This window comes from Candidatus Cloacimonadota bacterium, from assembly GCA_016932035.1.
Lineage (GTDB): Bacteria > Cloacimonadota > Cloacimonadia > JGIOTU-2 > JGIOTU-2 > Celaenobacter.
In genome coordinates, this window is the sequence record JAFGDR010000014.1 from 1 (window position 1) to 9,887 (window position 9,887).

The 9,887-nt window shown below is 41.5% G+C and carries 6 protein-coding genes; 4 read left to right on the forward strand and 2 right to left on the reverse strand.

What is annotated here, in order from left to right; all coding sequences use genetic code 11:
• Window positions 1–40 precede the first annotated feature (40 nt).
• The 3 genes from JW794_02325 to JW794_02335 are packed head-to-tail and all read left to right on the forward strand — an operon-like array spanning window position 41 to window position 4,221.
• Complete coding sequence (locus JW794_02325; protein ID MBN2016961.1) at window positions 41–1,135, forward strand: hypothetical protein; 1,095 nt, start codon at window positions 41–43, stop codon at window positions 1,133–1,135.
• A 14-nt stretch (window positions 1,136–1,149) separates the two neighbouring features.
• Complete coding sequence (locus tag JW794_02330) at window positions 1,150–1,824, forward strand: FecR domain-containing protein (protein ID MBN2016962.1); 675 nt, start codon at window positions 1,150–1,152, stop codon at window positions 1,822–1,824.
• A gap of 9 nt (window positions 1,825–1,833) precedes the next feature.
• Entirely contained in the window at window positions 1,834–4,221 is a 2,388-nt protein-coding gene (locus JW794_02335; GenBank protein ID MBN2016963.1) for a hypothetical protein, read from the forward strand.
• Between the two features lie 42 nt (window positions 4,222–4,263).
• On the opposite strand, the gene JW794_02340 is transcribed toward JW794_02335, so the two are convergent.
• Together JW794_02340 and JW794_02345 are read right to left on the reverse strand one after the other, a co-directional pair.
• On the reverse strand, window positions 4,264–4,890 hold the full coding sequence (locus tag JW794_02340) for a threonylcarbamoyl-AMP synthase (GenBank protein MBN2016964.1): 627 nt from the start codon (window positions 4,888–4,890) through the stop codon (window positions 4,264–4,266).
• Between the two features lie 63 nt (window positions 4,891–4,953).
• The gene (locus JW794_02345; GenBank protein MBN2016965.1) at window positions 4,954–6,063 is read right to left on the reverse strand and encodes a peptidoglycan DD-metalloendopeptidase family protein; all 1,110 of its coding nucleotides are present in this window, start codon (window positions 6,061–6,063) and stop codon (window positions 4,954–4,956) included.
• Window positions 6,064–6,200: 137 nt separating this feature from the next.
• Here JW794_02345 and nifJ point away from each other — a divergent pair, with 137 nt between their 5' ends.
• A complete protein-coding gene (nifJ, locus tag JW794_02350) occupies window positions 6,201–9,731 on the forward strand; it encodes a pyruvate:ferredoxin (flavodoxin) oxidoreductase (GenBank protein MBN2016966.1) in 3,531 nt (1,176 codons plus the stop codon).
• The last annotated feature ends 156 nt before the right edge of the window (window positions 9,732–9,887 follow it).

The following is a 9,887-nucleotide window of genomic DNA, read 5'->3' on the forward strand; positions in this document are numbered from 1 at the left end:
AAATTATAAACATTTCACAACAACCTGTTGGAGGTATCCAATGAAAAAACTTCTCATTTTTTTTACGATCATGTGTTTGTCGGAGCTGCTTTACGGACAGATCGATATGCGTTTGGACGTGAACAGTTTCGATATTGTTTATCCATCGGCATTTGATAAAGATGATCCTGCAGGACAACCGATCATCTTTTCACTTGATATTATGAATATTTCTGGAGATGACATGCAATGCAAACTTGCAATGTCATTGAATTCAGCTGAATACGGCGTTCTGCTGTCTGAAGCAGATGGGCTGATAAAAACCTATGATGGCATCCCGGGAAATACGGAGAGTCAATATTTGGCATTTGCTCCTCTGCAGGCATATGCGTTGACAAACCGAGATATCATTACGAACGCTGTGAAGATAGAGGGCTCATGGAATGACGTTCTGAACAATATTCCTGATTTCGAGGATTTCGTTATGGCGAACGGTTATCTGCCGAGTGGAACTTATACTTTTACATTTTACCTGTATGATCTGCAGATGGTGCAGATCGAGCACGGTTCAGCAACCATGTTCATTACCAACGATATGCAGGTGAATCTCCTCGCACCCGGAACAGAAGTAACATCAGGACAGTCTGTTGATCTGCTTCTCCCGCTTAGTGATAACACACCTACTTTTGCATGGCAGTCTGCTGCCACGTGGTATGAACTGACAATCTGGGAGCTCGATCCTTCGGTGTATCAGGTTGTTGTCATAGATGATCTGCCGGATCCGCTTGTGGTGCTGAAAGATCTGTCTCAGCAGTATTATCAATATGGCTCCTCATTACCCGATCTGCAAGATGAGTATATTTATGTGTGGAATGTGGTCGGAAAGTTTACCTCAACCTTGGGATCAGAACAGCAAAGCAGCGAATATTACGGATTCAAGTTCCAGGCAGCTTCTACCGGCGGTGATCCTAATGTTGAAAACTTGATCATGAACCTCGCTGCTATGGGTTTACTCGATCCGGGTCAGATCGGTAACTATCAGCCAACCGGACAGATCTATGTCAATGGTGTGCTTATAACTGTCGAAAATATCAGCGAATTTTTAACCGGTCTCTTTAATGGTCAATATGAGATCGAAACCATTGTGATCGAGTAGGCAGGAGGTACATCATGAAAAAAATAATACTCATTCTTATAGTTCAGATTTTTGTATGGAGTCTTGTAAGTGCAGAGATGGCACCTTCGGCAGTTGTACTTAAAACGAGCGGCGAGATTGAGCTTCACAGGCAGGATGACATTACAAAAGTTACTGACGGCGATATTCTCTACAATGGTGATGAGATCATCTCAAAAGAACAGTCACTTGCAGCTATTCGTTTCGTGGACGATGGTGCGATCATAAAACTCTTCTCCAATTCGATCCTTACGATCAATACGGAAAAAGCTGAGAACAGACTGGATAAAAACCTGTATCTCGAAGTCGGTGAACTGTGGTCAAAGGTATCCAAAGAAAAAGGCGCATATGCAATCGAAACACCGACCGCTGTTGCTGCTGTTAAAGGAACTGACTTTCTTACCGAAGTCAAAGGAAGTGGAGACACGTGGCTCTTTACCTTTGAGGGTGTGGTTGAATTAAAATCCGATCTCGGTACTGTCGAAGTAGATAAGGGTAATACTGGTATTGCAACGAAAGACGCTCCTCCTTCAAGCAGAAAGACCGAAAAAGGAGAGGTGCGTAAAGATGTATCAGAAGAGATAAAAGCCGATGTGGAAACAAATGTCATGGAGATCGAATTCAAAGATCCTTCAGGACAAACAAAAACAATGAAAATATTCTATAAATAGGAGAATTTGATGAAGAAAGTTGTCGCAGTAATTGGTTTAATATTCATACTTGGTGTATCCATGCTCCATGCTGCAAATGTAGAGACAGATTTTATTCCTCCTGAGTTTGCACTCTATTTGAAACCGCTTCATCTCACCCTGGATATTATTGGCGGTAGTGACGAGATTGAAGAAGTCTATCTTTTCTATAAAAAGGGGAACCTCGATTATGTGCAGGTACTTATGGATCCGGGTGTTGGAATCAATCCATATTATGATGCAACCATTCCCGGCAGTTATATCGATCAGGCGATTTCCATTTATTTCCGCATTATAAAAAAGGACATGCTCGAGCAGACGATACCTGCAGTCGATCCGATCAATAATCCCTATTATGTACCATTGAAGAGACCTGAGAAAAAGCCGGAAAAAGAGGAATCTTTCTTTAAGATACTCAGCCCGGACAGGGAATATAATTTCCAGGATGATGATTTTATGGTTGCGATCTCCTATTTTGCTCTGGAAGACCAGCTTGAAGGGAAGATCATCAAACTCTTCTTTGATGACAAAGACGTTACAACAAAGGCAACCATCACAACAAATCTGCTGGTGTATAAGCCTGAAAAAGTTCGTGCTGCAACCCATAAGATTAATATCATTATCTATAATCCTGACGGAGTGGTCTTTAAAAAGAAAGAATGGACAGTTCAGGTTCAGGAAGTTCCTGCAGTCCAAAAATTACCTGTTTCGATCAATGGAGACCTACTGATCGACTCACGTCTAACCATATATGATGCGGACAGCGGTTCGTATTATTATGATACTGATAACGAGTTCAAGAGCATCGGACGACTTCGTTTGTGGGGTGGAAAAGATTGGTTCCGCTATAAAGGAAGAGTGCACATTTCTTCTGAAGAACGAAGCACTCGCCAGTCGTACAACAGGTATTCACTGGATCTGTATGTACCTCATTTCAATCTTTATCTTGGCGATCATAACCAGGTATTCTCTAATACAACAATAGCAGGTAAGAATGTACGGGGTGTGGGTGGAGAACTGAAATTCGGATTCTTTAAACTGAGTTCGTTCTATGGACAGATTCAGCGTCACATCAAGGGCACAATGGAAATAGACACGACAGATACTGCTGTTGACACTTCATTCGTTGGTGGATATTATAACAGGAACTCATTTGGTGTACGCATGCAGTTCGGAAACGAGAGAAGTTTCTATGTGGGGCTGAATGCACTCAAAAGCAAAGATGATATGAACTCCGAAGAATATGCACAGAATCCAAAGGATAATATCGTTGTCGGTGTTGATAGTAAACTCTCTCTGTTCAAAAGCAGACTCCAGTTTGGATGGGAAGTATCAGCAAGTCTGCTCAATAATAACATCACTCCGGGTGTCTTGACGAAGGAGGATCTCGATTCCCTTGATATAGACCTTCCCTTTGACCCGGAAAGTCTTGAGAGCATATTCATAATTAATCAATTCGTTGAGCCGTATAAACTGACGATGTCAAACATTGCTGCAGAAGCATATCTTCGAGCGTTTTTCTATCATAACTTACTCAATGTTCGATATTCCTATGTGGGCGGCAGCTTCAACTCGCTTGCAAATCCATACCTGCAGAATGATAAAGCTGGTTTCAATATTATGGATAATGTTACCCTGCTGAATAACCAGCTCACCTTTGGGCTTGGCTATCATGCATACAATGACAATATCCGTGATACAAAAGGTGCAACAACCTATACAAAAGGGCTTCTCGTAAATGCGGGTTATTATCCTTATAAGGGATTACCGAACCTGTCTCTGAACTTCCAGCAGACCAAGATCACCAATGAGATCACTGATACGACCTATCTTCCGATCGACAGATTGAATAACATCCTTACTGCAAATGTGTCATACAAGCGACCGGTCAACATATTCTCACCAACTAAAACACGATTCCTGCTTGGTTATTCATATACTAAAACAACCGATAAGGAATATGAAAGCTATAATTATAACTCGAATAATATCCGGTTTGGTGTGAATGTTGATTATCAGGAAATTCCCATTTCAACACGGCTTAATTTTGGTTACCTGACGCGTAAAGATGCACCCATCGATAGTAGTGAAACAAAATCGAACTACTTCACAGCTGGTATAACACAAGAATTCAGACCAATCGTTTATAAAGAAGGTTCATTCAGAACAACGGTTGGATACAATGTAACGAAATCGACCGGTGATGCACGATATATGAAACATTACCTTTCTTGCGGTGTGTACAATCAATTTAAGGTATTGCCAACGGATACATTCCTTTCTCTGGAACTTGCCTATATCATGTATCATGATCTGGATGATGATGTAAATGATTATAACCAGATGAGAGGTGTTCTCAAGCTAACTCAAAAATTCTAAGATATAAAAACATCTTTGGGATGCAGCAATGCATCCCTTTTTTTATTTAAGACGTGGATTGGGTTTTAGGATCGCACCTTTTCGAAGGACGATGACTTGTCCTCCGATGATTTTGATAATTGTTGAAGGTTTGTTGGAAAAGTGATGTATGTTATCGATAACGATCCCATCGACAAGTTTGTGATATTTCTCAATAATGAGTTTCGGATCGTTCAAGCTTTGTTCGCCGCTGATATTAATGCTAGTACTGATCATCGGCATATCTATTTCTTTTAGAATAGCCCTCATAATATCATTTCCTACCATCCGCACTGCGATCTTTTTTTTGTAACAAACCGGATTTTTCCAGAACGCTTTTTTCGCTTTTAGAATGATCGTCAAAGGACCGGGCCAGTATTTTTGCATACATTTTTTTTCAGTTTTACTGGCTCCTTCAATAAGTCGGTCGAGTTGGATGTAGTCTGCTACCAGAACGACAAATCCTTTTGTATTTTTTTTTCTCTGCTTGATTTCAATTATCTTCTGAATGCTCGGGATATCTTGAATAAGTGCTCCGAAGCCATATAGGTTCTCGGTAGGATGTATAAGGATACCATTGTCCTTGATTACACCGGTTGCCCGGGAGACAAGTGCTTGTTCGATTTCATTTTTGAAGATAATTTTTTTCATGTATTACAGCTCACGGATTTGCGCAGATGAATATAACGCAAGATAATTTTTCATTATACATTTTTAGTTTAAATAATTCAACGGATCGACAGCTTTACCGAGTTTTCGTATCTCGAAATAGAGTCCTTCCGTATCCATTAAATAGTTTTTCCCTGAATAGGCAATGACATCCGACTGGTCGATCTTCTGCTCTTTATGCACCGCAAGTTTTTCATTGAAACCGTAAAGACTGTAAAAGCCGTTCTGATGATCGATGATCACAAGATTTCCTTTGTTCTCAAACCATCCGGCGAAAGCTACCACACCGGAAGCGATCGATTTGACCGGTGAGCCATAAGGTGTTTTGATATAAATACCTTCGCTCTTGATCGTAGCGTTGGTATTATTGATCTTGTGTATTCCATACTGCTGAATGATCTCACCGTTTACAGGCCATATCAAGCCGTCATGAAATGAAAAAGTATATTCTTTACCATACTTCTCGGCTTCTTTCTGTGCGATGAAATTCTCCAGTGCAGTTATACCCTCTTTCAGAGAACTTATCTGGTTGCGGTATTGAACTTCGATCTCTTCTATGAAGGAAAGTTCCATCTCATCAGCTTCCTTTTTGGATAAAACAGAATAATAGTTCGATCGGGTATATTCGATGTTTGAGAGGAGCTGCCTGAGCTGCGTTTCTTTCTGTTCACTCAGACCTTTATGTTGGGTGAGGAAATTCCTTAGACTATCGAGATTATCAAGCAGAGAATGTGCACAGAGTTGCAGTCCGCGGGACTTCCAGTTGTTCAGTGGATCATGGTCTATGAGCCGGCTTCGATTATGGATAAAAGCAAGATTTTCAACTAATTCGTTAAGAATATTCTTGTTCTCATCAAAATACTGTTCATTCTGGATAATTGCTGATTTGATGCTGTCAATATCAAGTTCCGTTCTGTATTTTTGATTTCGGTAACTATCCACCTGAGCTTGGAGGGATTTTAATTTTTTGATATGTGAGTAAATGGTATTGTTCTGGAGATCCTTTTCTGCAAGGAGTTCTTGGATCATTTGCTGGGTTGTTGCAATCTCTTTTTCCAGTTCTGCAATTCTTTCTTTACTGGTCTGCGTAATATCTGCAGAGAGTATGCTGATGAGCACAAATATTATTAAAAGACTACCAACAACTGATTTCATAGCAATCAAATTTATGAGATACTGAAAATCTGTCAAAAATTTAACAAATTTATTGACGTGAGACTCGTATCCTTTTGAAGGACGTTATAAAATTATGTGTATTATAATAAAAAATATAATTAATATACGGAGGCGTAATGAAAAAAACCTATAAACCGATAGATGGTAACACTGCTGCCACTCATGTTGCCTATGCATTCTCCGAGGTCGCAGCGATCTATCCGATCACTCCGTCATCCCCAATGGGAGAAATGGCAGATGCCTGGTCTGCTGAAGGAAGAAAGAATATTTTTGGTCAAACACTTGATGTGATCGAAATGCAGTCCGAAGGTGGGGCGTCTGGTGCAGTACACGGTTCGCTCTCTGCTGGTGCATTGACGACAACGTTTACCGCATCACAGGGATTGATGCTCATGCTTCCCAATATGCATAAGATTGCTGGCGAGATGCTTCCAACAGTGTTTCATGTGTCAGCCCGTTCTCTTGCTTGCCAGTCTCTTTCAATCTTTGGAGATCATTCAGATGTGATGGCTGCCCGAAATACCGGATTTGCACTTATGGCATGCGGTTCTATCCAGGAAACGATGGACCTTGCTGTGGTTTCACATCTTTCAACCCTGAAATCCAAAGTACCCTTTGTAAATTTCTTTGATGGTTTTAGAACCTCTCACGAGATCCAGAAGGTCGAGATCCTTCCATACGATGAACTCGCTAAAATGGTCGATATGAAATATGTGAAGAATTTTCGCGAGCGTGCAATGAATCCTGAACATCCTATGCTCAAAGTTGGCGCTCAAAATCCCGATGTCTATTTCCAGGGAAGAGAGACCGTTAACAAATATTATGATGTTACTCCGGCTATTGTAGAAGAATACATGGAAGCGTTTGAAAAAAGATTTGGACGCTCATATCACCTATTTGATTACGTTGGTGCTCCAGATGCAGACAGAGTTATCATTGCTATGGGTTCAGCTACAGATACACTCGAAGAAACAGTGAATTACCTTAATGATAAATGTGGAGAAAAAGTCGGCGCGATCAAAGTACGTTTGTATCGACCCTTCTCAATCGAACGTCTCAAGAAAGCTATTCCGAATACAGTAAAAAAGATCGCTGTACTCGACCGCACAAAAGAGCCAGGCTCTATCGGCGAACCTCTGTATCTTGATGTCACGGTTGCACTCAAAGATACCGATATCAAGATCATCGGCGGACGTTACGGTCTTTCCTCAAAAGAATTCACTCCAACAATGGTCAAAGCTGTTTATGATCATCTCAATGATAAATGCACACATGGATTTACAGTCGGCATAGTCGACGATGTGACGCATTTATCTCTCAAAGCAAAAGAAGAGATCGATGCTGAACCAAAAGGCGTGATACGCTGTAAATTCTGGGGTTATGGGTCGGATGGAACTGTTGGTGCGAATAAGAATTCCATCAAAATCATTGGTGATAATACAGACATGTTCGTACAGGGTTACTTTGAATATGATTCCAAAAAATCCGGCGGCGTGACCATTTCGCACCTTCGATTTGGTGATCAAAAGATCCAGTCACAATACTTGCTGAACAATGTTGATTTTGTAGCACTTCATAAATCCTCATATATTGGTCGTTATGATATCCTTAAAGGTGTACGGGAAGGTGGAACATTCCTGCTCAATTCAACATGGAAACCTGAAGAAGTATTTGAGAATCTCACTGAGAAAATGCAGAAAACGATCATGGAAAAGAAGATCAAGGTCTATACCATCGATGCGCTGAGTATTGCACAGGAGATCGGTCTGGGCAGCAGGATCAACACGGTCATGCAGGCAGCATTCTTCAAAATATCCGGTGTTCTTCCAGAACAAGAAGCACTTAAACTCATCAAGAATGCGATCAAGAAGACCTTTATTAAAAAAGGTGAAGATATTGTGAAGATGAACTGGGCTGCGGTTGACAAAGCATCAGATGCACTCAAGCAGGTAAAGATACCACAGAAGATCACAAAATCTGCCCCGGAAATACAACTTATACCGGATGATGCAAACAAATTTGAATGTGACGTCATCAAGCCGATCATGCATGTTCGCGGAAACGATATCACGGTATCAGAGATGCCCTATGACGGACAGATCCCGACTGCAACGACTAAGCTGGAAAAACGAGGTGTTGCACCGTCAGTTCCAGAATGGTATCCTGACCTCTGTATCCAGTGTAATCAGTGTTCTTTGGTGTGTCCACATGCTGCCATTCGGGCAAAGCAGATTGCTCCTGCAGACCTTAAGGATGCCCCTGAAGGTTTTGTGACCGTAAAATCCAAGACCAAGAATGACCGTGATCTTCAATTCAGAATTCAGGTGTATGTCGAGGACTGTGTCGGGTGCGGAAACTGTGTTCAGACCTGCCCTGTTAAAGACAAAGCGATCAGAATGGTTCCGATCGAAGAGGCACGCAAAAAAGGTGAATCCGGCAGAGTTGATTTCTTTAATGATCTTCCTGATGACGTTCTGGATGGTACGAAGCGAGAAACAGTCAAAGGCAGTCAGTTCCTCATGCCGTATTTTGAATTCAGCGGTGCGTGTGCAGGCTGCGGAGAAACTCCGTATGTCAAACTTGCCTCGCAACTTTTCGGCGACAGGATGATCATTGCAAATGCAACCGGCTGCTCCTCAATCTATGGTGGAACTTTTCCGACCGTACCGTATTGTAAAAACAAAGAAGGGCAGGGACCCACGTGGGCAAATTCCCTTTTTGAAGATAATGCTGAATATGGATTCGGTATGCGTCTTGCGGTCAATGCCAACAGGAAACAACTGAAAGCAAATATCGAAAAATTACTTGAATCGGATATTGAAATTTCTCCTGAACTTGGCGAATTACTGATAAAGAACCAGGAACTCTGGAATGTTGTATCTGACGAGTCTAAGGATGTTGCAAAGAAAATACGCGCGTTACTTCCTGGTGTTTTGGAAGAAGCTCGGAAAGAATTGAAGCCGATCCTTGAGAAGGTCATCGAACTGCAGGATTATCTTGTTGAAAGAAGTGTCTGGAGTTTTGGCGGTGACGGATGGGCATATGACATCGGCTATGGCGGACTCGACCATGTGCTTGCGTCGAACAAGAATATCAATGTTCTGGTCCTTGATACTGAGGTTTACTCAAATACAGGTGGGCAGGCATCGAAAGCAACGCCGACAGGTTCTGTGGCGAAATTTGCTGCTGCCGGCAAGAGAACAAAGAAGAAAGATCTCGGCAGAATGGCAATGACCTACGGGTATGTCTATGTTGCACAGATAGCAATGGGTGCGAATGCAAGCCAGGCGATCAAAGCATTTACTGAAGCAGAAGCCTACGATGGACCTTCGCTCATCATTGCATATTCACCATGTATCAATCATGGTATCGATATGACCAAGACACAGCAGGAAGAGAAACTCGCAGTCGATTCTGGCTACTGGATCCTGTACAGATACAATCCGCTTCTCGCAGAAGAAGGGAAGAATCCTCTTACTCTCGATTCCCGAGAACCTAAGCTCGAGTACGAAACCTTCCTTGAAAATGAGATTCGTTACCGAACACTTCAACAGCAGTATCCCGAAGTTGCAGAAATGCTCTTCAAGCGTGCTGCAAAAGAAGCAAAAGAGCGGTACGATTTCTATAAAGCGATGGCAGAAGCATAAAATATTGCGTCAATCATATATAAGCCCTGGAAGCAATTCTGGGGCTTTTTTATTGATTATATAAATATTGGTGATTATATAAAAATCGGACCAAAGTGAATATTGATCAAAAAATGGAACAGATTATCTTTTCTATAATTATATCTAAACTCCATT